Annotated in this window: 27 protein-coding genes; 11 read left to right on the plus strand and 16 right to left on the minus strand. The window is 63.2% G+C overall.

The features are described 5' to 3' along the window. Positions 1-77: 77 nt before the first annotated feature. Positions 78-863, plus strand: coding sequence for a class I SAM-dependent methyltransferase (locus tag D8W71_RS25405; protein WP_201265193.1), 786 nt, complete (start codon positions 78-80; stop codon positions 861-863). A gap of 29 nt (positions 864-892) precedes the next feature. Here D8W71_RS25405 and D8W71_RS25410 read toward each other — a convergent pair whose 3' ends face one another. Beyond that, positions 893-1,480, minus strand: coding sequence for a type IV toxin-antitoxin system AbiEi family antitoxin domain-containing protein (locus D8W71_RS25410; protein WP_121117694.1), 588 nt, complete (start codon positions 1,478-1,480; stop codon positions 893-895). 111 nt (positions 1,481-1,591) lie between these two features. Here D8W71_RS25410 and D8W71_RS25415 point away from each other — a divergent pair, with 111 nt between their 5' ends. Further along, positions 1,592-2,323, plus strand: coding sequence for an LmeA family phospholipid-binding protein (locus D8W71_RS25415; RefSeq protein WP_201265194.1), 732 nt, complete (start codon positions 1,592-1,594; stop codon positions 2,321-2,323). 13 nt (positions 2,324-2,336) lie between these two features. Here D8W71_RS25415 and deoC read toward each other — a convergent pair whose 3' ends face one another. Further along, positions 2,337-2,990, minus strand: coding sequence for a deoxyribose-phosphate aldolase (gene deoC / locus D8W71_RS25420; protein ID WP_121117698.1), 654 nt, complete (start codon positions 2,988-2,990; stop codon positions 2,337-2,339). Positions 2,991-3,032: 42 nt separating this feature from the next. On the opposite strand from deoC, the gene D8W71_RS25425 reads away from it, so the two are divergent. Together D8W71_RS25425 and purU are read left to right on the plus strand one after the other, a co-directional pair. Continuing rightward, complete coding sequence (locus D8W71_RS25425; protein ID WP_121117700.1) at positions 3,033-3,872, plus strand: class I SAM-dependent methyltransferase; 840 nt, start codon at positions 3,033-3,035, stop codon at positions 3,870-3,872. Between the two features lie 12 nt (positions 3,873-3,884). After that, positions 3,885-4,772, plus strand: coding sequence for a formyltetrahydrofolate deformylase (gene purU / locus D8W71_RS25430; RefSeq protein WP_121117702.1), 888 nt, complete (start codon positions 3,885-3,887; stop codon positions 4,770-4,772). Positions 4,773-4,821: 49 nt separating this feature from the next. Here purU and D8W71_RS25435 read toward each other — a convergent pair whose 3' ends face one another. From D8W71_RS25435 to D8W71_RS25460, 6 genes are all read right to left on the minus strand, one after another. Next, a complete protein-coding gene (locus D8W71_RS25435) occupies positions 4,822-5,856 on the minus strand; it encodes an alpha/beta fold hydrolase (protein ID WP_236077608.1) in 1,035 nt (344 codons plus the stop codon). Positions 5,857-5,872: 16 nt separating this feature from the next. Then, the gene (locus tag D8W71_RS25440; protein ID WP_121117704.1) at positions 5,873-6,634 is read right to left on the minus strand and encodes a MerR family transcriptional regulator; all 762 of its coding nucleotides are present in this window, start codon (positions 6,632-6,634) and stop codon (positions 5,873-5,875) included. A gap of 70 nt (positions 6,635-6,704) precedes the next feature. Beyond that, positions 6,705-6,995, minus strand: coding sequence for a DUF2516 family protein (locus D8W71_RS25445; RefSeq protein ID WP_121117706.1), 291 nt, complete (start codon positions 6,993-6,995; stop codon positions 6,705-6,707). Positions 6,996-7,078: 83 nt separating this feature from the next. Further along, on the minus strand, positions 7,079-7,879 hold the full coding sequence (locus tag D8W71_RS25450) for a heparin-binding hemagglutinin (protein WP_121117708.1): 801 nt from the start codon (positions 7,877-7,879) through the stop codon (positions 7,079-7,081). Further along, the gene (locus tag D8W71_RS25455; RefSeq protein WP_442971996.1) at positions 7,872-8,411 is read right to left on the minus strand and encodes a helix-turn-helix domain-containing protein; all 540 of its coding nucleotides are present in this window, start codon (positions 8,409-8,411) and stop codon (positions 7,872-7,874) included. The genes D8W71_RS25450 and D8W71_RS25455 overlap by 8 nt, the downstream gene beginning before the upstream one ends. A 156-nt stretch (positions 8,412-8,567) precedes the next feature. Further along, positions 8,568-9,818: a DUF445 domain-containing protein gene (locus D8W71_RS25460; RefSeq protein ID WP_201265459.1), complete on the minus strand. Its 1,251-nt coding sequence runs from the start codon at positions 9,816-9,818 to the stop codon at positions 8,568-8,570. A 126-nt stretch (positions 9,819-9,944) separates the two neighbouring features. Here D8W71_RS25460 and D8W71_RS25465 point away from each other — a divergent pair, with 126 nt between their 5' ends. Genes D8W71_RS25465 through D8W71_RS25475 form a run of 3 tightly spaced genes read left to right on the plus strand, consistent with a single transcriptional unit; the run spans position 9,945 to position 12,267 of the window. Further along, positions 9,945-10,679 carry a TetR/AcrR family transcriptional regulator gene (locus tag D8W71_RS25465; protein WP_121117710.1) on the plus strand — a complete coding sequence of 245 codons (735 nt, stop codon included), beginning with the start codon at positions 9,945-9,947 and terminating at the stop codon, positions 10,677-10,679. A 41-nt stretch (positions 10,680-10,720) separates the two neighbouring features. Further along, the gene (locus tag D8W71_RS25470) at positions 10,721-11,281 is read left to right on the plus strand and encodes a type 1 glutamine amidotransferase domain-containing protein (protein ID WP_121117712.1); all 561 of its coding nucleotides are present in this window, start codon (positions 10,721-10,723) and stop codon (positions 11,279-11,281) included. A gap of 8 nt (positions 11,282-11,289) precedes the next feature. Further along, complete coding sequence (locus D8W71_RS25475; RefSeq protein WP_121117715.1) at positions 11,290-12,267, plus strand: iron-siderophore ABC transporter substrate-binding protein; 978 nt, start codon at positions 11,290-11,292, stop codon at positions 12,265-12,267. A gap of 42 nt (positions 12,268-12,309) precedes the next feature. Here the strand turns inward: D8W71_RS25475 and D8W71_RS25480 are convergent, their stop codons facing one another. Then, entirely contained in the window at positions 12,310-12,771 is a 462-nt protein-coding gene (locus tag D8W71_RS25480) for a PPOX class F420-dependent oxidoreductase (RefSeq protein ID WP_121117717.1), read from the minus strand. 49 nt (positions 12,772-12,820) lie between these two features. On the opposite strand from D8W71_RS25480, the gene D8W71_RS25485 reads away from it, so the two are divergent. Continuing rightward, positions 12,821-13,690, plus strand: a complete 870-nt coding sequence (locus D8W71_RS25485) for a polyphosphate kinase 2 family protein (protein WP_121119917.1) — start codon at positions 12,821-12,823, stop codon at positions 13,688-13,690. Positions 13,691-13,696: 6 nt separating this feature from the next. Here D8W71_RS25485 and D8W71_RS25490 read toward each other — a convergent pair whose 3' ends face one another. The 6 genes from D8W71_RS25490 to D8W71_RS25515 all read right to left on the minus strand — a co-directional run bounded on the left by D8W71_RS25490 (position 13,697) and on the right by D8W71_RS25515 (position 18,904). Continuing rightward, the gene (locus D8W71_RS25490) at positions 13,697-13,897 is read right to left on the minus strand and encodes a hypothetical protein (protein ID WP_121117719.1); all 201 of its coding nucleotides are present in this window, start codon (positions 13,895-13,897) and stop codon (positions 13,697-13,699) included. Positions 13,898-14,013: 116 nt separating this feature from the next. Further along, positions 14,014-15,054 carry an NAD(P)-dependent alcohol dehydrogenase gene (locus tag D8W71_RS25495; RefSeq protein WP_121117722.1) on the minus strand — a complete coding sequence of 347 codons (1,041 nt, stop codon included), beginning with the start codon at positions 15,052-15,054 and terminating at the stop codon, positions 14,014-14,016. Positions 15,055-15,194: 140 nt separating this feature from the next. Continuing rightward, a complete protein-coding gene (locus tag D8W71_RS25500; RefSeq protein ID WP_121117724.1) occupies positions 15,195-15,470 on the minus strand; it encodes a hypothetical protein in 276 nt (91 codons plus the stop codon). Positions 15,471-15,603: 133 nt separating this feature from the next. After that, positions 15,604-16,506 carry a 3-hydroxybutyryl-CoA dehydrogenase gene (locus D8W71_RS25505; protein WP_121119919.1) on the minus strand — a complete coding sequence of 301 codons (903 nt, stop codon included), beginning with the start codon at positions 16,504-16,506 and terminating at the stop codon, positions 15,604-15,606. Positions 16,507-16,666: 160 nt separating this feature from the next. After that, entirely contained in the window at positions 16,667-17,956 is a 1,290-nt protein-coding gene (gene aceA, locus D8W71_RS25510; protein ID WP_121117726.1) for an isocitrate lyase, read from the minus strand. 516 nt (positions 17,957-18,472) lie between these two features. Further along, complete coding sequence (locus D8W71_RS25515; RefSeq protein ID WP_236077609.1) at positions 18,473-18,904, minus strand: SPW repeat domain-containing protein; 432 nt, start codon at positions 18,902-18,904, stop codon at positions 18,473-18,475. Positions 18,905-19,078: 174 nt separating this feature from the next. Here D8W71_RS25515 and ramB point away from each other — a divergent pair, with 174 nt between their 5' ends. Beyond that, the gene (gene ramB, locus D8W71_RS25520) at positions 19,079-20,491 is read left to right on the plus strand and encodes an acetate metabolism transcriptional regulator RamB (protein ID WP_121117728.1); all 1,413 of its coding nucleotides are present in this window, start codon (positions 19,079-19,081) and stop codon (positions 20,489-20,491) included. A 77-nt stretch (positions 20,492-20,568) separates the two neighbouring features. Here ramB and D8W71_RS25525 read toward each other — a convergent pair whose 3' ends face one another. Next, a complete protein-coding gene (locus tag D8W71_RS25525) occupies positions 20,569-21,570 on the minus strand; it encodes an MBL fold metallo-hydrolase (protein ID WP_121117730.1) in 1,002 nt (333 codons plus the stop codon). Between the two features lie 171 nt (positions 21,571-21,741). Here D8W71_RS25525 and D8W71_RS25530 point away from each other — a divergent pair, with 171 nt between their 5' ends. Both D8W71_RS25530 and D8W71_RS25535 read left to right on the plus strand, forming a co-directional pair. After that, complete coding sequence (locus D8W71_RS25530) at positions 21,742-23,181, plus strand: gamma-aminobutyraldehyde dehydrogenase (protein ID WP_121117732.1); 1,440 nt, start codon at positions 21,742-21,744, stop codon at positions 23,179-23,181. Then, positions 23,178-25,130 carry a primary-amine oxidase gene (locus D8W71_RS25535; RefSeq protein WP_121117734.1) on the plus strand — a complete coding sequence of 651 codons (1,953 nt, stop codon included), beginning with the start codon at positions 23,178-23,180 and terminating at the stop codon, positions 25,128-25,130. The genes D8W71_RS25530 and D8W71_RS25535 overlap by 4 nt, the downstream gene beginning before the upstream one ends. Positions 25,131-25,149: the final 19 nt, after the last annotated feature.

The raw sequence follows: 25,149 nt of genomic DNA on the forward strand, positions 1-25,149 counted from the left end.
CTCCTGACCAATCTGGTCGTTCCGCAGGCTCCACTCCTGACCACCCGGGTCGTTCCGCGGGCTCCACTCCTGGCCAATTGGGTCGTTCCGCAGGCTCCACTCCTGTAGGAACCATTACCCGCGGCACCACCGGCATCAACCGCCTTCGCCGCAGTGACCGGTGGCTGACCCACAACCCACTCGTACGACGCGTGCTGACCGACGCACCGGACCCGCTTGTCGTCGACCTCGGGTACGGCGCCCGTCCGGACACCACGCTCGAACTCGCTCGGAGGCTCCGAACGGTCGCCGAGGACCTGCGGGTCACCGGACTCGAGATCGATCCGGCCCGAGTGGTCCCGTCGACGGAGAATGTCACCTTCGCGCGAGGCGGTTTCGAATTGGCCGGTCTGCGCCCGAACCTGGTGCGGGCGTTCAACGTTCTCCGTCAATATCCCGAGGACGCTGTTCCCGACGCCTGGGCCCGCATCCTGTCGGGCCTCGCACCCGGCGGTCTGCTGATCGACGGTACCTGCGACGAACTCGGTCGCAGATGCGCCTGGGTGCTGCTCGACGCCTCGGGCCCGATCTCGCTGACGATTGCCTGGGACCCGTTCACCGTCGATACGCCATCGGACATCGCGGAGCGCCTGCCGAAAGCACTGATACACCGCAACGTTCCCGGCGAAAAGATCCACGCGCTGCTGAACGCTGCCGACAGGGCATGGTCGACGGCCGCCCCGCTGGCCCCCTTCGGGCCGCGTGTGCGGTGGCGTGCTGCGTTGAAGCACTTGGCGGACAGCGGAATCGAAACGCCGGTCCCGAGACGCCGGATGCGCGACAACATCCTCACCGTGCCCTGGGACGTCGTCCGCCCCCTGTGACAGCGCGGGCCGGTTACCTGCAGGGGAGGTTACGTACAGGCCGAGAGGGCCAGTTCGACGCGTTCTGCCACTCGATCGGGCCCGTTGACTGCTTCCTCGTAGAGCGCACTTGGATCGACTCGGCCGATGGCTACCGCGTCGCCGACGACTTCGTCGAGGGTGATCTGGGAAATGCCGCCCGCGGCGAGATCGAGGATGGTCCGAACCGGCGTCGTCATCCGGAACGTCCCGGTCGACTCGAAGTCGTGCGGAGTCAGTTGCAGACGGTGCACGGCCAGCCGGGTGTCCGTCAGGCGAAGGTTCGTGAACGCGGACACGTGGACGAACTGCGGGTGCAGGTGCCCGAATCCGTGGAGTTCAGCGGCGCTTTGGTGAGAAATCACAGCATCACCACCGAACCATGCACACCACATCGCGAACTGTTCCAAGTCGCTGTGCGGCCAATCCGTGAGGCGGAACAGGTTGCGTTCCACCTTGGTCCAGTCTCCGACAGCGATGTTCGCGACCATGGCAGGAGCCTCGAACCCCAGCGCTTCGGCCTGTTCGGTGGTGAAGTAACCGTCTTGACTCGCCGCGAGACGACGTAGATCGACGATGCTCGGGTGTGTCGGGCTCATGCTGACAAGAGTACGACAAACATGTGTTGCACGTCACAAAGATTGGTACAGTCCGCGCGGCGATCCGCAATTCACAGAGGACTTTCAGAATCATCGGGAAGACTGCGGCGAATGACACGAAGCAAAGCTCCCATGATCGCGGTGCTCGTCGTTCTGGTTCTCGTCGCCGCGCTGCTGAGCGGAGAACTGTTCTTCCGCCAGCAGATCAAGTCCTGCCTTGCAGGACAGCTGCAGAGCGAGATCGGAAGTCAGGTCGAGATCGGCCTTGGCTGGAAGCCCATCCTGATCTCACTCGTCGACAAGCAGGTGTCGTCGGTGACGCTCGATTCCGACGACGCGCGGTTCGGACCCGCCGAAGGCATGGTCGTGCACGCGGAGGTCGAGGACGTGAACCTGGAGCGAACCGCGGACAGTAACGGAACCATCGGCAGTTCGAGCGCGGACATCGACTGGTCGACGAGCGGTATCGCCTCCACATTGCAGTCACAGGGCATCGGCGCTCTCGTCTCCGGCGTCACCTCCGACGCGGGCGCGGGCACGCTGTCCTTTGCCGTCGGCGGCCTGGCGCAGTTGACGGTGAAGCCGACGGTCACCGGCGGCAAAGTGGACGTGCAGACGGTGGACGCATCGATCCTCGGCCTCGGGATTCCGACCGACCTCGTCGACAGCATCGTGAGCGTTCTGTCCGACAGCCTCCAGCAGTACCCGCTCGGTATGACGCCCAGTTCGCTGACCGTCACCGACACGGGGATCGCCTTGAGCCTCGAAGGCGGGCAGTACTCGATTCCGCCCACTGCCGACCAGCCCACCGAGGTACCCGAGGGGTGCGAACTACTCGCTTAGCGCGACTGGCTGATCAGCTCAACCCGTCGAGCACAGCGCGAGTTCCCGACAACCCCAATCGCGTTGCCCCGGCGTCGATCATGGCGAGGGCGGCGTCCGTCGTACGGATGCCGCCGCTCGCCTTGACGCCCAACCTGCCACCGACGGTCTCGGCCATCAGCCTGACTGCCTCCACGCTCGCACCGCCCGCCGGGTGGAAGCCAGTCGAGGTCTTGACGAAGTCGGCTCCGGCTTTCTCGGCGACGAGACAGGTTTCGACGATGGCCTCGTCGGACAGTGCGGCCGATTCGATGATCACCTTGAGCACGGCCGTCGGGCCGATCGCCTCACGCACGGTGAGGATGTCGGACAACACCGCGTTGTAGTCGCCGGTCACTGCGGCGCCCACATCGATGACCATGTCGATTTCGTTCGCTCCCTGATCCACCGCCAGACGAGCCTCGGCGCCCTTGACGAGCGAGTGGTGCTTGCCGGACGGGAATCCCGCCACCGCGGCCACGACGAGACCGCGTCCGCGCACGGGCAGCATCGACGGGGACACGCAGACCGCGAGGACCCCGAGGTCGAGCCCTTCCTCGACGAGAGCCGTCACGTTCTCTCCCGTCGCTTCGGGTTTGAGCAACGTGTGATCGACCATCCGGGCAAGTGCGCCGCGTGTGAGAGACATGAGACCACCCAACCACAGCGCCCCGGTCTCTAGAATTCGGTCATGCCCGACTCCCCGTACCGCGCCGCGTTCGACGCGACGAGCCCGATGTTCGACAGCGTCACCCCGCTAGTCTGGGGTCCGGCAGGCCAATCGCTCGCTTTCGCGCTCGGATTGCGCTCGGGCGAGCGCGTTCTCGACATCTGCGCGGGGACCGGGGCGTCGGCACTTCCCGCTGCGGCCGCGGTCGGACCGGACGGACTCGTCCACGCGATCGATCTGTCGGACGACCTACTCGAACTCGCTCGGCTGAAGGCCACCGCGCGAGCACTGCGAAATATCGATTTCGTACGCGCCGACGCCACACAGTGGGAACCGCCGAGCACTGCTGCCGACGGTTACGACGCACTGGCGTGCTCGTACGGTGTGTTCTTCCTACCGGACATGGACATTTCCTTCGCGCGTCTCGTGCGGCTGGTAAGGCCCGGTGGCCGAGTCGGCGTGACGGTATGGCGCAAGGGGGCGATCGAGGCGTTCGCTCGGGCGTTCTTCGAGGTGGTCGCTCGATACAAGCCCGGCCGACCGCACGAAGGTCCTCTGGCGACCGAGACGTACGCCGCGCACCCGTTGCGTCGGATCGAGACGGAGGAGACACTCGGGCCGTGGCTGACCGAGTCGGGCTGCACGTCGGTCGAGGTACGCGAGTTCTCGAATCATGTGCCTGCCACCGAGGAATTCAGCTGGAACTTCGTGCTCGGCAGCGGTTTTCGAGGCGCGATCGCGGAATTCGACGACGATGCCCTGGCGTCGATACGTACCGAGTTCCTCGAACTCCTCACCGCTCGCGGCATCGACTCGGTCGACGCGACGACACTGGTGGCAACGGGCGTCTCCGTCGCCTGAGAGAATCGGAGCATGAGTTCTGCTGGTGTCATCGACGACCGTCGCTACGTATTGTCCCTCGGATGTCCCGACCGTACGGGCATCGTCGCAAAGATCTCGACGTTTCTCGCCGAGGTCGGTGGATGGATCGTCGAAGCTGCCTATCACGCGGACCCGGACACCGGATGGTTCTTCACCCGGCAGGCCGTTCGTGCGTCGTCGGTGGGGATCGGGATCGACGAACTGCGGGCGAAATTTCAGACCGTCGCCGACGAGATCGGCGCCGACACCGAATGGACGCTGACCGATTCGGGCGAACGCAAGCGTGTAGTCATCCTCGTCAGCAAAGAGGCGCACTGCCTGCACGACCTGTTGGGACGCGCGGCCGGTGGGGAGCTGCCAGCCGAGATCTCAGCCGTGATCGGCAATCACAAATCACTCGAACCCGTCGCGAAAGCGCATGGAATCACTTTCCACCACGTCGACTTTCCGAAGGACCCCAGCGAGCGCGGGCCGGCGTTCGACGAGGTGAAGACGCTCGTGGACTCCTACGATCCGCACGCCGTCGTGCTTGCACGATTCATGCAGGTATTGCCGCAGGATCTGTGCGAGCGCTGGGCCGGCCGTGCACTCAACATCCACCACAGCTTCCTGCCGTCGTTCGTCGGTGCCCGGCCCTACCACCAGGCGTTCGCCCGCGGAGTGAAGCTGATCGGTGCGACGTGCCACTACGTGACGGCCGAACTCGACGCGGGCCCCATCGTCGAACAGGACGTCATTCGCGTCGATCACTCCGACGAAACCACCGACATGGTCCGCCAGGGCCGGGACATCGAGAAACTCGTCCTCTCCCGCGGCCTGCGCTGGCACCTGGAGGATCGCGTCCTCGTGCACGGCAGAAAGACGGTCGTTTTCAGTTAGGCGCTTCGCCCATGTGAACGAAAATACATAGTGGGCTATGTATTTCCGTTCACATGCTGCGCAGCCGCATCACTTCTGCGTTGAACTCGTCGATGGCCTCGACCGAGCTCATGTGCCCGATGCCGGGAATCTCGAGGAGTGCGCTGAGGTGACCATGCGCGTCCAACGCCTGCGCGAGCTTGCGTGCGTGCACGGGCGGCGTCAGGCGGTCGGCAGTGCCCACCAGGACCGAGGTAGGGACATTCATGTTCGAGAGCGCTTCGTGGATGTCGAGGTCGGTGAGGGCGGCGCCCCAGATTCCGCGTGTACGAGGTTCGCATTCGAGCACGATCTTCTCGCAGAAGGCCACCTCTGCCTGCGTCGAACCTGGCGCCATCGAGATGTACTTGATGGCATGCCGGGTGACCGGAGACGGACGAAGAGGTACGGCCGACTTGAGCACGACACGACCGACCGGAAGCGGCAACCTCGGGAACCTGTTCGGCAGCGGGATCACGGTAGTTTCGCGCACGAGGCTGTCGGTCGCGGTCGATGCGAGAAGAACTGCGCTCACCAAGTTCTCGACCTGTTCGGGATACCTGCCCGCCCACGCCATGATCGACATGCCGCCCATGCTGTGCCCGACGAGCACAGCCTTGTTGTCTTCGCCGACGGTGGCGGCCAGGACATCGGCAAGGTCATCGGCGAGCACGTCCGGGCCCAGGGGCCTGGTTCCGACGTCACTTTGCCCATGGCCGCGCTGGTCGTAGACGACCACAGAATAATTTTCGGCGAACGCATTGATCTGGGGGAACCAGTAGTCCGCCGAGCATGTCCATCCGTGACTGAACACGATGGGCTTCGCTTCCGGGTCACCGTAGACCCGCACATGCAGTTCGGCACCGTCGTCGGTGACGACAGGCACGATGCGTGGGACGAAGGGGGGCCTGTGCAGAAGCGCGTCGGGCTCGGTGTCTGTCGTTCTCGTGAACGAGTTCAGACGGCGACGCCTCGCCACTGCTGCGCCGATCCCGACGGCCGCGCCAATTCCTGCTGCGGCGGCGATACCGAGCGAAATGCCCCGGGCTGCTCTGCTTGTAACCACGCGATCTCCTTGCGCATTAGCTGGCCTGATCGTTCGCCGATTCAGGTCCTTCGCCCTCTGTCGTGCTGTACCCCGACAGAATCCCTTCCATGGCCAACAGGATCTGCCGTTCCATGGCCTCCCCGAACAAGACCCCGACGACGCGGTGGGTGAGCGGCCGGAGGCTGTTGACCAGCTCGGCCAGTTCTCCGACTGTCGTGGCGTCGGTATCGAATGGATCTTTGCCGTCGGTAAGAAATTTGTCTGTGATCAAGGCAACAAAACGAGAAGCCACATCATCGAGATCGCGTCGTACCGCCTCGGTCTGATCGAGCGTTCGCGTCAACGGGATTCCTGCGTCGTGCAGCAGTTTGGCGGCTTCCAGGAAGACGGGATTGTCGATCCGGAATCCGCCACCCTCGTGTGCCATAAGACCCAGCTCTGCGCCGCGGTCAAGATCCTCGTCGGCGATACCTGGCCCGAACAGTCCCCGAAGTTCCTCACGGCCGAGATGCCTGATCTCGCGAAGCTGCTGCACCTCGCCGTCCGTCGTGAGTACGTCCTCGACGCGCAGTCCCGACTGTGCCGCGGACAGAAGTTCGCTGATGGTCGCGAACGTGTATCCCCGATCCAGCATCCGGCTGATCAGCTCGAGCCTGGCCAGATGCGCCTCGTTGTACCAGCCGGTCCGGCCTTCCCTGCGCGGGGGCGGAAGCAGCCCGCGGTCTTGGTAGACGCGAACGTTCCGGACACTCACGCCTGCGCGGCGTGCCAGATCGTCGACGCGGTATTCGATCATCTGAGCAACGATATGCGTAGGCGGCCACCGGGCCGATGCAGGATCTACCTGCGCGGGCCGGCCGTGGGATCTACCAGCGCGGGCCGCGCTGAATTCCGTCGACCTTCGGCCGGACGTCGACGAGATAGACGCACACCGCGACGATCCCGATGATTCCGATGAAGTTGATTCCGAAAGCGAAGATCACCAACAGCGCCACGACGAGAATGCCGACCCACACGGGCTTCGTCAGCTTGTCGACCGCGGTGAACGCGTCGGTCCGCTGCCGAACCGCGTGAAACACCGCGTACGCGGCTCCCGCCAACGCAACGAAGCGGAGGACGAGAAGTATCAGGGCGGTGAGGCTGTCGACTGCTGGCACACGGCCATACTACGCAAATCGACCCCTGCACCGCTCGATGCAGGGGTCGATCCCCGTTACTGAGATGGACGAAGCGCCATTGATCAGCGAGTCGTCTTCTTGGCCGGTGCCTTCTTGGCGGGCGTAGCGGACTTCGCTGCCGTGGCGGGTGTTGCCTTCTTGGCCGGAGCAGCTCTCTTGATCGGCGAGTTAGCAGTTCCGCGAGTCTTGGACTCGACCTTGCCTGCCTGCCCGCTCACCTTGTCCGACACCTCGACTGCTTTGTCCTTGGCGCCTTCGCCGGCGTCGTCGATCTCGTCTGCGATGTCGTCGGCTGCGTCCGAGATGTCCTCGGCCGTGTCGCGCACCTTCTCGGAGGCGATGCCTGCGAGGGCGGCGGCGCGCTCACCGACGGCGCGCGTCTGCGACGCAACGGTGCCGAGTGCCTGTTCGGTCAGATCGACAACGTCGTTCGCAGCCGCGTTGGCCCGCTCCAGACCCTCTTCGACTGCCGGTGTGCGACGGATGCGCTCGACGGTCTCCTCGCCGCGCTCGGCAAGCGAGGTGTACAGATCGGAGGCAACCTTGAGGTACGCCTCGGCAACCTTGCGAAGCTCGTCCGGGGTGAAACGCTCGCGCAGGTCGGCGATCTCGTCGGGAAGTTCGGCCGGGAGGTTCGTCAGGCGCTCACGCAGGGACTCGACGCCCTCGGTGACGTCCTCGGACAGGTCCGCGATGCGAGCGCGGGCAGTGTCGACGCGATCGGTGACCTCGCTGGTGCGGGTCTCGGCGCGCGAGCGCACCTGGGCCACCACGTCTGCGACGGCCTGCACGACGGCGTCGCCTGCACCGACGGCGGCGTAGAGGGGCGTCTTGACGTTGTCGAGGTTCTTGGGATCAGTCATGGGAAGACTCCTGTATGGGTGGTTCGGTGTCAGTAGATGGTTCTGGTTCGGATTGCGACGCCGTGACCTGCGCGTCCTCGGCCTTCTGCGCTTGTTCGTTCTCGCGACGGAAGGAGTCGTAGATCTCGATCAGCACATGTTTCTGCCGTTCGTTGATCTCCGTGTCGCCGAGCAAGGCATCTCGAACTGGACCGTGTGGACGTTCTTCCAAGAACCCGGCCCGTACGTACAACACTTCCGATGACACACGCAGGCCCTTGGCGATCTGCGTGAGCACCTCGGCGGATGGTTTGCGGAGTCCGCGCTCGATCTGACTGAGATACGGATTGCTCACCCCCGCCCTCGACGCGAGCTGCCTCATGGATACCTGGGCGGCTTCGCGCTGGCTGCGGATGTAACTGCCGATGTCCGACGCTGCCGTGGTCACGACGCTCGCGACGAGATCACTCGCCTCGGCGACAACCTCGGTTGCCTCGGACACCTTCGCGACTATCCCCTGGTTGTCGATCCGGTCATCGTTACTCGGGGTCATGTTCACCACTCGATTCGGTGATCTGAAAGTCGTGGTTTCGGTGTACGACGGCGACATTACCGAAGGGCGCTAACTATTGCAAGCACTCTGCTAGCACCCCAGGTGAGTGCGTAGTTACGTTCGGCGGTGATTATGCACGCACGGGCGGCGGAGCCGCTAGAACAACAGATTCGACAGCGAGTAGATCGCAAGGCCCGCGAGCGATCCGACGACCGTTCCGTTGATTCGGATGAACTGCAAATCGCGGCCGACCTGGAGTTCGATCTTTCGGCTTGCTTCGTCGGCGTCCCAGCGGGCGACCGTGTCGGTGATGATCGTGGTGATCTCGTCGGCGTAGTTCGACGCGATGTATCGCGCTCCCCCGAGCAACCAGCCGTCGACCTTGCCGCGCAGTTCGTCGTCGTCGCGGATTCTCGCGCCCCACATGGCGACGTTCTCGCTGATCTTGCGGCGCAGGGTGCTCGACGGATCGTCCACCGATTCGGTGATCAGCCGCTTGGCGACCTTCCACGTGGCGGCCGCGAGACCGGTGATCTCCTCACGACCCATGATCTGCGCCTTGAGGGATTCGGCCTTCTCGATGGTTGCCGGGTCGTGCTGCAGGTCGTGCGCATAGTCGACGAGGAATTTGTTCGCGGCCAGTCGCAGTTCGTGCTGCGGATTCGAGCGGATCTTCCAGGTGAATTCGACGAGTTCCTTGTAGATCTTCTCGCCGAGCAGAGTGTCGACGAACTTGGGCGACCACGTCGGTGAATCACGTGAGACGACGCGTTCGATGGTCTCCGCACTGCCGAGTGCCCACTGGTGTGCCCGCTCGGCAAGCATGTCGATCAATGGAAGCTGACGGTTCTCCTTGATGAGCTCGTCGAGGACACGCCCGATCGGCGGGCCCCACTGAGGATCGGCAAGCCTGCGCACGATGGTGTTGTCGATGACCTGTGTGATGTCCTCGTCGTTGAGGACCTCGATCACGCCGTGCATGATCGTGGCGGATTCCGCTGCCACCCGCTCGGCATTCTCGGTTTCGGCGAGCCAGGTCCCCAGCCGAAGCGGAACCTGCGCCGATCGCACCTTCTCCGAGACCACGTCCGGCGCAAGAAAATTGTTCCCGACGAACGAGCTGAGCGATGTGCCGAGCTGATCCTTCTTCTTCCGGATGATCGCCGTGTGGGGAATCGGAATCCCCAGCGGATGCTTGAACAGCGCCGTCACCGCGAACCAATCGGCGAGCGCGCCGACCATTCCCGCTTCCGAGGCTGCACGGACATAACCCACCCATTCACCTGCGCCACGCGACTCCTGCCAGCGGCAGATCAGGTAGACCACGGTGGCGAACGCGAGAAACCCCGTCGCGACGAGCTTCATCTTGCGAAGGTCGTGGCGCTTGGCTGCGTCGTCGAGATTCATCAGTTCCACGTCGCCATTGTGCATGCGAACGGCGGTCACACGCTTCGACCCGGGCATGCACGCGCATCCCATCGCCGACGCCTAAGCTGATTGCCATACGAAGACGATGGATACGGCGGGGCATACGTGGCGAGAAATGCAACACCAGCGGAAAAGGCCGAGACCGATTCGGAGACAAAGACGGAGAAGCCCGACGGCCGCAAGCGCCGGTGGCGCGAACACAAGATCGCGCGTCGCGAGGAACTGGTCGACGGCACCCTCGCTGCCATCCGGTTGCGTGGCCGCGAGATCGGAATGGACGAGATCGCGTCGGAGATCGGCATTTCGAAGACCGTTCTCTACCGGTATTTCACCGACAAGAACGATCTGACCAACGCCACGATGACCCGATACGTCGAGACGACGCTCGCTCCACGTATCTACTTCGCCATCTCGGAGGAGCTGGACGAGTACCACCTCACTCGGGCGGTGATCGCCGCGTACGTCGAGACGGTCGCGACCGACCCCGAGGTCTACCTGTACGTGATGGCCAACAACGCCGGCAGCAACCGTGATGTGGTCGCCGAGTCGGAACGGATGATTGCCGAGCTGCTCGCGACCGTGCTCGGCGAACGTCTACGTATCCGTGAAATGGACTCGGGCGGTTCGGTGCCGTTCGCGTTCGCCATCGTCGGGGCGGTGCAGCTCGCGACGCACTGGTGGATTTCGAACAAGTCGATGTCCATGGAGGATCTGATCGACTACCTCGTGATGATGACGTGGGGCGGCGTGCACGGCGTCGCGATGGCCGACGGTTCGCCCGCAAAATTCAAATCCCAGCCGCATCCGTTGGTCGACGACGAGACCCCGCCGAAGAGCTGACGCCTCGTTTGAAAAACGATGCACGCGGTCATCCTCGAACCATGACCGCTGCATCGTTGACAGGACTCCGCGTAGCCATTCTCGCCACCGACGGAGTCGAAGAAGTAGAACTCGTACAACCACGTGACGCCGTCGAGTCGGCCGGTGCCACCAGCACGCTCGTTTCCCTCACGCACGGCGATATCCAATCGTTCGAAAGCGATGTCAACCCCGCCGGTACGTACGCGGTGGATGCTGTCGTCGCCGACGTATCGGTGGACGATTTCGACGCCCTGATCCTCCCCGGCGGTACGACCAACCCGGACTCGCTCAGGACCGATTCCGACGCAGTCGAATTCGTTCGACGATTCGTGGACTCGGGCAAGCCGGTCGGAGTCATCTGCCACGGTCCGTGGACCCTGGTGGAAGCCGATGTCGTTCGCGGTCGAACCCTCACCTCGTACCCCAGCATTCGTACCGACATTCGCAACGCCGGAGGAACCGTCGTCGACGAGGAGGTCGTGATCGACGGCAACCTGATCTCGAGTCGGAACCCCGACGACCTGCCCGCGTTCAACTCCGCTCTTGTCGATCAGTTCTCGAAAGCCGTAACCGTAGGTTAGCGTTGCCTATGCGCACCTCTCGTCTCTCGTTCCTGGCCCCTGCTCTCGCGGTGACAGTCGCCTTGACCATGACCGCCTGCAGCAGCTCTGATTCATCCGACTCGGAGGCCGAGGGCGCTACGGTGTCGACGATCTTCGGCGACGTCACCGTGCCGGAGAACCCGCAGCGCGTCGTCGCGCTCGGGTGGTCCGATGCCGAGACAGCCCTCGCCCTGGGAGTCCAGCCCGTTGGTGCCAGTGACTGGCTCGCGGTCGGAGGCGATGGTCTCGGCCCGTGGGTCGAGGAGTCCTACGACACCGCACCGACGATCCTCGGCACGTACGAAGTGGACATCGAATCGGTTGCAGCACTCAGACCCGACCTGATCCTGTGGACGCGTAGCACCAACGACCAGGCGACGTACGACAAGCTCTCCGAGTTGGCACCGACCGTGGGCGCCCCGGTCGGCACCGATATCGCGTACGGAACCACCTGGGAAGGCCAGACCGAGCTCGTGGCCGAGGCTCTGGGCACGCAGGACGAGGGCCAGGCGCTCATCGACGAGACCAACGCCGACTTCGACGCAGCGGTGGCCGCGAACCCCGAGTTCGCCGACAAGACCGTCGCGATCGGTACCTTGTACAGCGGCCAACTCGGCGCCTACGTCGACGGTGACGCACGTGTCGACTTCATGACCAAGCTCGGCTTCGTCAACTCGCCCGTCATCCAGGATCAAGCCGAAGCCGGTAAGTTCGCCATCGACCTCTCGGCCGAGAACGTCGCGCAACTCGACGCCGACCTGACGATCATGTTCCCCATCTTCCAGTCCGCCGACACGATCACGAGCGACCCGTCGATCCAGGGACTCCCCGTAGCGCGCGACGGCCGTCTCGTCGTCCTCGGCGATCAGAATCTCAGCAATTCCTTCTCAGCTGGGTCGGCCGCAGGTACCCGGTACGCAATCGAGAACGCCGTTCCACTGTTCGCAGCCCCGCTGAAGGGCTGACACTCGCCCCCGGCGGCAGTTCACACTCTCCCCGGCGGCAGTTCACACTCTTCCTGGAGGGAAGCCACCCTCGGCGACCGGACCCCAGGATTCGATTGTGATGCGTATCAAGGACTTTCCCTGCTTGACCATTGCCTCGCGATACTCGTCCCAGTCGGAATGCTCGCCTGCGATGCTGCGAAAGTATTCGACGAGGGGTTCGACTGCGTCCGGCAGATCGAGAATCTCGGCCGTGCCGTCGATCTGGACGTACTGATCGTTCCACTCGTCCGAATGGATACACACCGTCACGGCGGAATCCCGTCTGATGTTCGCCACTTTGGCACGCTCGGGGTAGGACGCGATCACGATCCGTCCCTCCGAATCCACACCGGAAGTCACCGGGGAGACCTGAAGGTCGCCGTTGCGCTTGTGCGTGATCAGAGTGCAGTGGTGGCGCGGACGGATGAAGTCCAGCAGCTTCGTACGTTCGACGGATTCCGCTGTTGCAAGTTTCGGGGCCATGCATCCGAGAATAACCGCGGCCGGCGATGCGGCCGATAAGGTCGAGTTCATGGCCAAGCATTCCAAGAAGACCGAGAACCTCTGGTCGACGCCCGCCGCCGAAATTCTGAGGGCGACCGACGACACCGAAGTCGAAAACATCGACTTCTCACAGACTCCTGGCTTCTTCGGAAAGAAGGCCGACGGGCAGGAACTGCTCGCCGAACGGGGTGAAGTTCTGTCGGCGCTGCAGGAGAAGTTGTATGCCAACGGGCGCACGGGTGATCTGCGGTCGGTCCTGCTCGTTCTGCAGGGAATGGATACGGCAGGCAAGGGCGGGATGGTCCGCCACGTCATCGGCATGGTCGACCCGCAGGGCGTCGACCTCGCGTCGTTCGGGGTTCCGACGAAGGAGGAGCGCGAGCACCACTACCTGTGGCGGATCCGTAACGCGCTGCCCCGGGGCGGGCGAATCGGCGTGTTCGATCGGTCGCACTACGAGGATGTCCTCGTCGTCGCAGTGCACGAGCTGGTTCCGCGCCAGGTGTGGGAATCACGATTCGACGAAATCAACGCGTTCGAGAAGGAATTGGTCGACGCAGGCACGGTGGTGGTGAAAGTCGCCTTGTTCGTCTCACCGGAGGAGCAGCGGGCGCGGCTACAAGAACGCTTGGACCGGCCGGACAAGCACTGGAAATACAACCCGGCCGACGTCACCGAACGCGGTTTTCTGCCGCAGTATCGGACGGCGTACCAGCGTGTCATCGACCGCACGAATACCGACTACGCGCCGTGGTACGTCATTCCCGCAGACCGCAAATGGTACAGCCGCCTCGCCGTGACCGAGCTCCTCATCGACGCGCTCGAAAAGCTCGACTTGGACTGGCCTGCAGCAGATTTCGACGTCGAGGTGGAGAAGAAGCGGCTGGCCGAGAGCTGACACTCGCTAGCGGAAGTGGGGGGTGCGCCGATCGTGCGTACCGCCCACCAGACCCATCGCCGAGGCCACGGCCACCACGCAGATGCATCCCGCGATGACGGCCAACGTGCCGTAACCGAAGATCGCGGCGACGACGAACGCGGCAAGCGCGAGTACGCCGAGCACTCCGAGCGCGGACCGGGCTGAGTTACCAGACGAAGCCTTCATGAAAACGTCCTTTCCTTGCGGAGAACATCTTCCGACCTGGTTTCGACGTTACGCCCACAACCGCGCGCGTTGTGCACTACTTGCCGGTAGCCACAACGCGCGCGAGGGGAGATAGCTCAGAAGGTTCCGGCGTCGATGACGAAGCGGTAGCGCACGTCGCTCTTCAACACGCGCTCGTACGCTTCGTTGATCTGATCGGCTGCGATCGTTTCGATCTCGGCGCCGATGTGGTGCTCGGCGCAGAAGTTCAGCATCTCTTGGGTCTGCGCGATGCCGCCGACCATGGAGCCCGCGAGGCTACGACGGTTGGCCGCGAGGGAGAATCCGCGCACCTTGATCGGCTCGGACGGAAGGCCCAGGATCACGAGCGAGCCGTTGATCGCGAGCAAGGACATGTGCCTGTCCATGTCGATCTCGGCGGAGACGGTGTTGATGATCAGATCGAAGTTGCCGCGCAGCTTCTTGAACGTCTCCTTGTCGGAGGTGGCGAAGTAGTGGTCTGCGCCGAGACGCTTGCCGTCCTCTTCCTTGCTCAAAGTCTGGCTCAGGACGGTGACCTCCGCGCCGAGAGCGTGCGCGATCTTGACGCCGACGTGGCCCAGTCCGCCCATACCGATGATGGCGACCTTCTTGCCGGGGCCCGCGCCCCAGTGCTTGAGCGGCGAGTACAGCGTGATGCCCGCGCACAGCAGCGGTGCGGCAACATCGAGCTCGATGCCCTCGGGGATCGACAGCACGAAGCCCTCGGTGACGACGACCTGCGTCGAGTACCCACCCTGGGTGAACGAGCCGTCGGCCTGCTTGGAGTTGTACGTCTGGGTGACGCCCTTGAAGCAGTACTGCTCCTCGCCTGCGAGGCAGGCTTCGCACTCACCGCAGGAGTCGACGAAACAGCCGACGCCGACGCGGTCACCGACCTTGTGCTTGCTGACGTCGGAGCCGACCTCGGCCACGATGCCTGCGATCTCGTGCCCGGGGACGACTGGGTAGTTGGTGCCGCCCCACTCGTTCCGCGCGGTGTGAATGTCGGAATGGCAGATGCCGGCGAACTTGACCTCGATGAGGACGTCCTTCGGACCGAGCTCCCTGCGCTCGATCGTGACCTTCTCGAGGGGTGCGTCGGCAGAGGGCGCTGAGTATGCAGTAGCTGAAGTCATAACTATATTGCTACCTACGCATCGGTAACTCTGCAATGCGGACATCGCCGCCAGCTGGGTATTCCCAGCTGAGAAGAGTGATTCGCAACAATTGTGAGCGTTGCGAATCACCTCACGCCGTCCGGCTGCCCTAGTAGCGCCTAGCTGTTGCGCGCTATGTTGTAGCCCAACCAACCCACGTACGCCCCGAGTCCGATCAGCCCCACTGTGCGGGTTTTCGGGTACGCGATGGCAGCGCCGACCGCGAGCTCGGTCGCGCCGTTCCGATTGATCCAATCACGCGTGTCCTTCGGGAAGGGAAGCTTGGTGATTCCTTCGAAAGCCTCAGGGACGACGAAGTGCGCAGCGCCTGTCGCTGCCAAACCGAGTCCGAGAACCTTGGGAACCAACCCACCCGACTTCTTCGACTTGCCCACAGCTGTATCCCCTGTTCCGCTCTTCGGCGCTCATTTCTCGCACCGCTGTGACCAAGCTACGCCAGGCGCTTCGCGAACGTGAACGAAACTACATACGTGTCATGTATTTTCGTTCACATAGCGGCGCGCGCATTCAGATCGCGGTATTCCCACTCACGTTGCGGCGGAGGCGTTTTCCATTCTCGTAACGATAGAACCCGGACCCGGTCTTCTTGCCCACCAGACCGGCTTCGACCATGCGCAGCAGAAGCGGCGGCGCCGAGAACAGAGGTTCCCTGAACTCGGAGTACATCGAGTCGGCGATGGACTTGACGGTGTCGAGCCCCACGAGGTCGGCGAGCGCCAACGGCCCCATCGGATGTGCAAGTCCGAGGACGGTCGCTTTGTCGACGTCTTCCTTTGTGGCGAAGCCTGATTCGACCATGCGAATAGCCGAGAGGATGTACGGGACGAGGAGCGCGTTCACGACGAACCCGGATCGGTCCGCAGAACGCACCACCTGCTTGCCGAGTGTTTCGCTCGCGAACACCTGCGCCCGCTCGGCGACGGTATCGCTCGTCCGGGGTGTGGTGACCAGCTCCACGAGTGGGAGCACGGGCACCGGATTGAAGAAGTGCAGCCCGACGACCCGGTCGGGCGCGCGCGTCGCGGTGCTCAACTTCGTTATCGGGATCGACGACGTGTTGGACGCGAGTACCGCGTCGGGGTCCGTCACGACCGCGTCGAGTCGAGCGAAGATGTCCGCCTTGACCTTCTCGTCCTCCAACACCGACTCGACGACGAGGTGGCGATCGGCGAAGTCGCCGAGGTCGGAGGTGAACCGCAGACGGCACGTGGCCTGCTCGCGCTCGCGTTCGGTGATTTTGCCGCTGCTGACCCCACGGTCCAGCGATCGCAGTATGCGTGTGCGCCCTGCGGCCGCGAGCTCGCGAGTTCTCTCGTGCACCAGTACGTCGACATGCGCGCGAGCGCACACCTCCGCGATCCCTGCGCCCATCTGACCTGCGCCGACGATGCCGACTCGCTCGACCGTCAAGACAAACTCCTCATCGAATGCAGTGCGCAACAGCAGCTTCAAGGCGAGCTGGGGGTAACTCTGCTCGGGCACAGGCCGAAAGTGCCCGAATGCAAGTCAGGCGGCCCGCAACGAAGGTCGCGGACCGCCTGACTAAATGCGCCCGAGTGAGGCGGAACTTCTAGTGGAACTGACCCTCTTCGGTCGAGCCCTTGAGTGCTGCAGTCGACGTGTTGGGGTCGACGGTGGTGGCGATGGTGTCGAAGTAGCCTGCACCGACCTCACGCTGGTGCTTGACGGCGGTGAAGCCGCGCTCGGAGGCAGCCTTGAACTCGCGCTCCTGCAGGTCGACGAACGCAGTCATGCCTTCGCGGGCGTAGCCGTGAGCCAAGTCGAACATGCCGTAGTTGAGCGAGTGGAAGCCCGCGAGGGTGATGAACTGGAACTTGAAGCCCATCGCGCCGAGCTCCTTCTGGAACTTCGCGATGGTCGCGTCGTCCAGGTGTGCCTTCCAGTTGAACGAAGGCGAGCAGTTGTAGGCGAGCAGCTGGTCCGGGAATTCGCTGCGAACCGACTCGGAGAACTTCTTCGCGACCTCGAGGTCGGGAACTCCGGTCTCCATCCAGATGAGGTCCGCGTACGGTGCGTATGCCTTGGCGCGGGCGATGCAGGGCTCGATGCCGTTCTTCACGCCGAAGAAGCCTTCTGCGGTACGGGTTCCGTCGAGGAACTCCACGTCGCGCTCGTCCACATCGGACGTGATGAGGGTTGCAGCCTCGGCGTCGGTGCGGGCGATGATGACCGACGGCACGTCGGCGACGTCGGACGCGAGGCGTGCCGAGGTCAGGGTGCGGATGTGCTGCTGGGTCGGGATGAGAACCTTGCCGCCGAGGTGGCCACACTTCTTCTCCGAGGCGAGCTGATCCTCCCAGTGAACGCCTGCGGCGCCTGCGGCGATCATGGCCTTCTGCAGCTCGTATGCGTTGAGCGCGCCACCGAAGCCGGCTTCGGCGTCGGCGACGACGGGTGCAAGCCAGTTGCTGACGGAGGTGTCACCCTCGACCTTGGCGATCTCGTCGGCGCGCAGCAGTGCGTTGTTGATGCGGCGAACGACGGTCGGCACCGAGTTGGCCGGGTAGAGGCTCTGGTCCGGGTAGGTGTGTCCGGAAAGGTTCGCGTCGCCTGCAACCTGCCAACCGGAGAGGTAGATGGCGCGCAGTCCGGCGCGGACCTGCTGTACTGCCTGGTTGCCGGTGAGGGCACCGAGGGAGTTGATGTAGTCCTCGTTGTTCACGAGATCCCACAGAATTTCCGAGCCGCGACGCGCGAGGGTTGCCTCTTCGACGACGGTGCCCTGGAGCTTGGAAACCTGCTCGGCCGTGAAATTACGGGTGACGCCGTTCCAGCGAGGGTTGGTGTCCCAATCCTTCTGGATCTCTTCGGTGGTCTTCGGTGTGCCGGTGGTCGACATCGTCAGCTCCAGTTCTTTCTGATCTGAGCGGCCGGCTCGTGGTAATTCTTCACACCATTGCCAGGCCCTGCGGGTGTTCTACTGGTGTTTCGTTAAGACCATGACACATCGCAAAAGGGCTCGTCTACCTCTTGCCAGTGCCAATCTTGGCTACGTTTTCAGCCTCGCTTGCTAACGTTGCGAAGATTTGCGTTTCACAAACCTCGCCGATCGGACGGGCGCGTTACTCGCCAGTAGGAAGAAACCGCAGTTCGTGAACGCAATGCACGCAATTTTAACAGGACGTACGTACGGCTTTCTTTAATTCGTCTGAATCGAGCCAGAACTTTTCCCGCTTGCGAAAGTCCAGTCTCTATTGTGATGGGAATCACACCTACTGGCGGCGCTTTCGGCTTCCGGCAACCACACCCGTGCCGCACATCTCCCCCGAATGCAGCGAACCGCCCTTCGGGGGCGAAGTCGTTCGGACTCCGAGGCCACACGAAGGGCGGTAGGCGACGAGATGTTTCGACGAGCCTAGGGCCTTGCTGCGGCCCTGGCCGGCACTGAGGCGGAAGCTGAGGCGGAGGAGGCAACCAACGTGCTCGCGCTCGATCCACCAGATGCCTTCCTGGCGCTCGCCACGACGCCGAGAACACCGGCAGCGGCGATGATCAGCCCACCGACGAGGGCGAACATGTCTGCGGCCATGAGTCCGGCAGGGAACACGAGAACGACGGGCGAGAGCGCGAGCATGACGCCCAACGCCACGTGTGCCCAGTGACTGGACCTGGACGCGCTCGACATGGCCCACAACGCCGTCCCTGCGGACAGCATCCCGAGGATCAGCAGGGCACCGGAGACACCGGTGTCGCCGCCGACAGGTAGCCAAATGGTCGACGCAACCAGGACGACCCCGGTGATCAACACGAGCGCATCGCGAACGACTTCACGAACATTGTCTGACATGGTGTGCCTCCCTCTTAGTTACCTGTGCGAACAAGCACATGTACCGGTATACGCCCATGAGGTCGGTTATGTTCCGCGGAAGGCCGAATTGTGATCCACGAGCCAAATCGTGACGTCTCGTTGCCGCTCGGTGAAGGTTGTTAAGCAACTTCTTCGCAGGCGTAGCCTGGCCGTATGTCCAAGACGTTCGTCGGTGTGCGGCTGCGGCAGTTACGCACCGAGCGCAAGATGAGCCAGGTTGCGCTTGCAGGCCAACTCGAGATCTCGGCGAGCTACCTCAACCAGATCGAGCACGACGTCCGCCCGTTGACCGTGCCCGTGTTGCTCCGCATTTCCGAGGTTTTCGGCGTCGACACCTCGTTCTTCTCCTCCGAGGACGACACGCGACTGGTCGCCGAGCTCCGCGAGGTCGCGCTCGATCAGGACATGGGCATCGTCGCCGACGCGCACGAGATTGCGCAGATGGTGTCCTCGCATCCACAGTTGGCCCGGGCGATGGTCAACATGCACCGGCGCTACCGCAACACGACGGCTCAGCTGGCCGCGGCCACCGAGGAGCGGTTCAGCGACGGCAGTGGCAGCGGCGCGATCAGCAAGCCGCACGAGGAAGTGCGGGACTACTTCTATCAGCGTCAGAATTATTTGCACGAGTTGGACACCGCTGCCGAGGAACTGACGTCCCGCATTCGTTTCCACCGCGCTGACGTCGCAGCCGAGATCGCCAAGCGGTTGCAGAATCTGCACGAGGTTCACATCGTCAACCGAATCGATCTCGGGGAGAACGTCCTGCATCGTTTCGACCCGGACACGCGGTTGCTCGAGATTTCGCCGCACCTCTCCGGCGGACAGAAGATGTTCAAGCTCGCGGCCGAGTTGGCGTACCTGGAGTGCGGCGATCTGCTCGACGACATGGTCGCCGAAGGCGGCTTCACCAGCGAAGAATCGAAAAAGCTCGCGGTCCTCGGTTTCGCCAACTATTTCGCCGCTGCAACAGTCCTTCCATATCATCATTTCCACGATGTGGCGGAGGACTTTCGATACGACATCGAAAGACTGTCGGCGTTCTTCTCGGTCAGTTACGAGACGATCTGCCACCGGTTGTCCACGCTGCAACGACCGAAGCTTCGTGGTGTTCCATTCTCGTTCGTCCGCGTCGATCGGGCCGGAAACATGTCGAAGAGGCAGTCCGCGACCGGTTTTCATTTCTCGTCGAGTGGCGGCACCTGCCCTCTGTGGAATGTCTACGAAACGTTCGCGTACCCCGGCAAGATCATGACTCAGATCGCCGAGATGCCCGACGGTCGCAGCTACCTTTGGATTGCGCGCACGGTCGAACGACGAGCCGCCCGCTACGGTCAGCCGAGCAAGCTGTTCGCGATCGGGCTCGGCTGCGAACTCCGACACGCGAGCCGATTGGTGTACGCGGACGGGCTCGATCTGCAGGGGTCGGCGGTCGCGACACCCATCGGCGCCGGCTGCAGAGTGTGCGAACGCCCGCATTGCCCCCAGCGCGCATTCCCACCACTCGGCAAGGCTCTCGACATCGACGAGCACCGCAGTTCCGTCTCTCCGTACCTCGTTCGGTGAGCCGGTAGGTCTGAGCTACGGGGTCGTATGTCTCGTGGTGCAGTACCGCGGAGATCGGCTCGGCACGACGATCGCGCTCAACGTGATTCGAACTCCCGGAGAAATGTCCCTGCATCTGCGAAAGCCCGAGCTCTCCTGGCCAATGTCGGCGGTTCGGCCGGCTTGCCCTCCCACAACCGATACAGCGTGGACATGGTCAGTACGAGACGTTCGGCGCAATCCCAGGTCGAAAACCGTTCGAATTCCTTCGACTGCATCATGTTTCGACTCGCAGGTGTCGATTCGACTCCTGCGTCGAAATGCTGGCGTCCCGATTCTTCTACCCAGATCCAGTACTCACGCAACGCGCGGATTTCGGCCGTTCCGCACAGCGGTCCGTGACCTGGCACGTACGCCTCGGCGTCCAGCGACAGCAGATGGTCCAGTGCACCCAGCCAGTTGCCGAGAGGGCCGTGCCACAGGATCGGCGTCGAGCCGATGAACAGCAAGTCTCCGGTGAACACGATTCCCGCGTCCGGCACATGTGCGATCAGGTCACCGACGGTGTGCGCCGGACCGAGATACCTCAGCTGCACATCTCGGCTCCCCACGGTGATCTTCTCGGTCACGTCGAAGGTGTGATCCGGCAGCCGAGGGGACTTGCCCGGGAACTGGGCACCCCCGCGCACCCGATTCATATAGCTCCCCATCGCCCCGAGCGGACCCGGGACCCAGCCGATCCGCGATCCCAGCGCGGCGAACGCGTTCACACCCGCCGGAGCTGTCTCCTCTTTCATCGCGTGCAGTGACGCCGAACTGGTGGTGATGCGAACACCCGACGGCAGCGTGTCGTTGCCCCACCAGTGGTCACCGTCGGAATGAGTGTTGACGGCTTCGGTGACAGGTGCGTTCGCGGTGAGCCGGGCGGTCTCGTCTGCGATCTCACGTGCACGCGGAACGTCCCACACCGTATCGATCACCATCGACACCGAACCTGGGTCGACTACCAGTCCTGTGTTCGCCTGGCCCCACCCTCCCGGCTCCCACAGAGACGCCCACACGCCGTCGCCGATCTGCTTCATCGCAGTCCCCGCACTCATGAGCGACGACGCTACCCCACATGACACACCACTTCGTCTGGTTGGTTCGCAACCGAATCGACATCTTGTCAGGTAGCGCGGATCACATCGCGGGTGCAACATTTGCACAAACGAAACACTTTTCAGGTGCGCCGTGAAGCTTGTCGCGCAGAACAGATGGGAACACACCACATGGCTGTCCAGGTCCTGCAGAACTACATCGGTGGGCAGTTCGTGACGCCGTCGGGTAGCGAACTACTCGACGTCGTGAACCCGGTCGACGAGCGCGTCGTCGCCAAATCACCGATCTCCGACGCCTCCGACGTCGATGCCGCCATGACCGCAGCTCGAACAGCCTTCACCACCTGGGGCAAGACAACGCCCAGCGAGCGCCAGAAGGTTCTACTGAAGCTCGCCGACGCCATCGAGGCCGCGAGCGACGAGCTCGTCGACGCACAGAGCCGCAACACCGGCCAGCCCAAGGCCACGATCGCTGCCGAGGAAATCACCGTCGGTGCAGACCAGGTGCGCTTCTTCGCCGGCGCCGCCCGGATGTTGGAGGGCAAGTCTGCGGGCGAGTACATGGAGGGCTTCACCTCCTACGTCCGCCGCGAGCCGCTCGGAGTCGTCGGACAGGTCACGCCGTGGAACTACCCGTTCATGATGGCGATCTGGAAGATCGGGCCGGCGCTGGCCGCAGGAAACACCATCGTGCTCAAGCCGAGCGACACCACGCCCGAAAGCACGCTGGTGTTGGCGAAGATCTCCAAAGGCATCATTCCCGACGGCGTCTTCAACGTCGTGCTGGGCAACGGCGGTACCGGCGCCGCGATCGTCGAACACAAGACACCGGCGCTCGTGTCCATCACCGGTTCGGTTCGGGCGGGTATCGCTGTCGCGGTCGGCGCAGCCAAGGAACTCAAGCGTGCGCACCTCGAACTCGGCGGAAAGGCACCCGCGGTGGTGTTCGACGACGTCGATCTCGACAAGGCAGCAGACGGTATCGGCGACGCCGCGTTCTTCAACGCAGGCCAGGACTGCACCGCGGTCACGCGTGTACTGGTACACGAGTCCGTGCACGACACTTTCGTCGACGCGCTCGTCAAGAAGGCCAAGTTGGTCAAAGTCGGCCTTCCCGACGATCCGGATACGTTCTACGGGCCGCTGAACAACGTCAATCACTTCAGGCAGGTGACATCTAAGGTCGAGGGCATCGGACCGCACGCCACCGTCGTGACCGGAGGGAAGCGCATTGGCGACACCGGCTTCTTCTTCGAGCCGACCGTCATCACCGGAGTGAAGCAGTCCGACCCGATCGTTCAGCAAGAGACGTTCGGTCCCGTCCTCACAGTCCAGAAGTTCTCCGACGAGGCCGAGGCAATCGAATTGGCCAACGACGTCGACTTCGGGCTCGCATCGAGCGTCTGGACCTCCGATCATGCACGTAGTCTTCGCCTCTCGGCGGCACTCGATTTCGGATGCGTCTGGGTCAACTGCCACATCCCCCTCGTCGCCGAAATGCCGCACGGCGGTTTCAAGTACTCGGGTTACGGCAAGGATCTGTCCGCGTACGGCGTCGAGGACTACACCCGCATCAAGCACGTCATGAGCTCGACCGAGACCATCGCATGACCACCCACCCCCTCGACCCGTTGACCACCGAAGAGTTCATCTCGGTTTCAGCCACTCTCGCTCGCGATCACGCCGTCGGCGACGGGTGGCGCTACTGCTCGATCGAGATGATCGAGCCGCCCAAGGCCGAGATCGCCGCGTTCGACGCCGACGGGGCTCGGCCTGCTCGGCGGGCAATGGCAGTGGTGTTGAACCGAACCGACAACGCCACGTTCAAGGCCGTTGTCTCGCTCGACGGTTTCGTCACCGAATCCTGGACGCATATCCCCGACGTCCAGCCGAACTTCACTGTCGACGAGTGGGAAGAAGCCGACGCCGCACTCCGCGCCAATCCCGATGTCATTGCCGCTCTTGCCGATCGAGGAATCACCGATCTCGAGCTGGTGTTCATGGACACCTGGACGTACGGCGAGGCCGTGACACCCGACAAGTACAAGGGTCGACGCCTCGGCTGGTCGGACACGTGGGTCAAGGCAGCCGAGGGCGCCAATCCGTATGCCGGCCCGGTGGGCGGATTTCACTGCGTCATCGACGTCAACACGATGGAACTGCTCGAGATCGAGGACACCTACCGAGTCGAGCGCCCGGAGATCATGGGCGAGTACGTTCCCCGCCACATTCCCGAGCGGATCAGGAATGCGTCGACGAGGCCGCCTCTGAAACCACTCGACATCACCCAGACCGAAGGCCCGTCGTTCGAGCTCGACGGCAATCTGCTGACGTGGCAGAACTGGTCGTTGCGAGTCGGGTTCAACTACCGCGAGGGTATGACGCTACATGCGGTGACGTACGACGACAATGGAAACACTCGGTCCGTGGCCAACCGAATGTCGTTCGCCGAGATGGTCGTTCCGTACCGCGACCACACCGAAGACCACTACCGTCGCACCGCATTCGACATCGGCGAATGGGGTCTCGGCTTCATGACCACCTCGCTCGAACTCGGTTGCGACTGCCTCGGCGAAATTCGGTATCTCGACGCCGTACTGCACAACAGCAAGGGCGAGCCGTACACGATCACCAACGCCATCTGCATCCATGAAGAGGACAACGCCGTCCTGTGGAAGCACGTCGATCACGACGCCGGTGCCGAGGTGAGACGTATGCGACGGTTGACGGTCAGCTTTCACGCCACTGTCGCGAACTACGAGTACCTTGTCTACTGGCGCTTCTACCAGGACGGCAACATCGAGTGCGAGGTCCGCGCAACAGGGATCATGGTCGTGACGCACTTTGCTCCCGGGAGTAGTTTCTCCTCCGGAACCCTCATCGACAATCGCACCTATGCGCCCTTCCACCAGCACTTCCTCGTTGCCAGGCTCGATCTCGACATCGACGGCACCGAGAACACCGTGTATGCCAGTGAGACGCAACAGGTTCCGATGGGTCCCGACAACCCGTACGGTCTCGCGCTCACCCAGGTGAACACTCCGCTGAAGACAGAGTCCGAGGGCAAGCAGGACTACGACTGGCACACCCAGAAGGCGTGGAAGGTCGTCAACGACAACGTCACCAACGGTCTCGGCACTCGTCCGGCGTACAAGCTGGTGCCCGGCGCGGCGATCCCGTCGATGTTCGATCCCAACTCGCCGGTGTTCCAACGGGCGCAGGTCATCGGCCACACCGTATGGGTGACGCCCAATTCTCCTGACGAGCGTTGGCCCAGTGGTGAATTCGTCAACCAGAGCGGAATCGACCACGGTCTGCCGGAATGGACCGAGGCGGACCGGAGCATCGAGAACACCGACGTGGTGGTCTGGTACACCTTCGGCATCCACCACATCACCCGGCCCGAGGACTGGCCGGTGATGCCTGCGGACACAGTGTCGTTCTGGCTCAAGCCCTTCGGCTTCTTCGATCGAAACCCCTCACTCGATGTAGCACCGTCACCGCGTAGTTCCAATCACGGCGTGGCGTGTCACACCGAGCCCGGCAGTTCGTGCCACTAGAGATTCGCAGCGCCGAGGC

The sequence above is a fragment of the Rhodococcus sp. P1Y genome (genome assembly GCF_003641205.1).
Lineage (GTDB): Bacteria > Actinomycetota > Actinomycetes > Mycobacteriales > Mycobacteriaceae > Rhodococcoides.

Coding starts and splice junctions, on each gene's coding strand:
- D8W71_RS25415 (WP_201265194.1), top strand. CDS start 1,592: ATGACACGAAGCAAAGCTCCCATGATCGCGGTGCTCGTCGTTCTGGTT.
- D8W71_RS25525 (WP_121117730.1), bottom strand. CDS start 21,570: ATGAGTGCGGGGACTGCGATGAAGCAGATCGGCGACGGCGTGTGGGCG.
- D8W71_RS25455 (WP_442971996.1), bottom strand. CDS start 8,411: ATGACCCCGAGTAACGATGACCGGATCGACAACCAGGGGATAGTCGCG.
- D8W71_RS25480 (WP_121117717.1), bottom strand. CDS start 12,771: ATGGCCCCGAAACTTGCAACAGCGGAATCCGTCGAACGTACGAAGCTG.
- D8W71_RS25460 (WP_201265459.1), bottom strand. CDS start 9,818: ATGAATCTCGACGACGCAGCCAAGCGCCACGACCTTCGCAAGATGAAG.
- D8W71_RS25425 (WP_121117700.1), top strand. CDS start 3,033: ATGCCCGACTCCCCGTACCGCGCCGCGTTCGACGCGACGAGCCCGATG.
- D8W71_RS25490 (WP_121117719.1), bottom strand. CDS start 13,897: ATGAAGGCTTCGTCTGGTAACTCAGCCCGGTCCGCGCTCGGAGTGCTC.
- deoC (WP_121117698.1), bottom strand. CDS start 2,990: ATGTCTCTCACACGCGGCGCACTTGCCCGGATGGTCGATCACACGTTG.
- D8W71_RS25440 (WP_121117704.1), bottom strand. CDS start 6,634: ATGATCGAATACCGCGTCGACGATCTGGCACGCCGCGCAGGCGTGAGT.
- D8W71_RS25530 (WP_121117732.1), top strand. CDS start 21,742: ATGGCTGTCCAGGTCCTGCAGAACTACATCGGTGGGCAGTTCGTGACG.
- D8W71_RS25515 (WP_236077609.1), bottom strand. CDS start 18,904: ATGTCAGACAATGTTCGTGAAGTCGTTCGCGATGCGCTCGTGTTGATC.
- D8W71_RS25495 (WP_121117722.1), bottom strand. CDS start 15,054: ATGACTTCAGCTACTGCATACTCAGCGCCCTCTGCCGACGCACCCCTC.
- aceA (WP_121117726.1), bottom strand. CDS start 17,956: ATGTCGACCACCGGCACACCGAAGACCACCGAAGAGATCCAGAAGGAT.
- D8W71_RS25535 (WP_121117734.1), top strand. CDS start 23,178: ATGACCACCCACCCCCTCGACCCGTTGACCACCGAAGAGTTCATCTCG.
- ramB (WP_121117728.1), top strand. CDS start 19,079: ATGTCCAAGACGTTCGTCGGTGTGCGGCTGCGGCAGTTACGCACCGAG.
- D8W71_RS25485 (WP_121119917.1), top strand. CDS start 12,821: ATGGCCAAGCATTCCAAGAAGACCGAGAACCTCTGGTCGACGCCCGCC.
- D8W71_RS25450 (WP_121117708.1), bottom strand. CDS start 7,879: ATGACTGATCCCAAGAACCTCGACAACGTCAAGACGCCCCTCTACGCC.
- purU (WP_121117702.1), top strand. CDS start 3,885: ATGAGTTCTGCTGGTGTCATCGACGACCGTCGCTACGTATTGTCCCTC.
- D8W71_RS25410 (WP_121117694.1), bottom strand. CDS start 1,480: ATGAGCCCGACACACCCGAGCATCGTCGATCTACGTCGTCTCGCGGCG.
- D8W71_RS25470 (WP_121117712.1), top strand. CDS start 10,721: ATGACCGCTGCATCGTTGACAGGACTCCGCGTAGCCATTCTCGCCACC.
- D8W71_RS25475 (WP_121117715.1), top strand. CDS start 11,290: ATGCGCACCTCTCGTCTCTCGTTCCTGGCCCCTGCTCTCGCGGTGACA.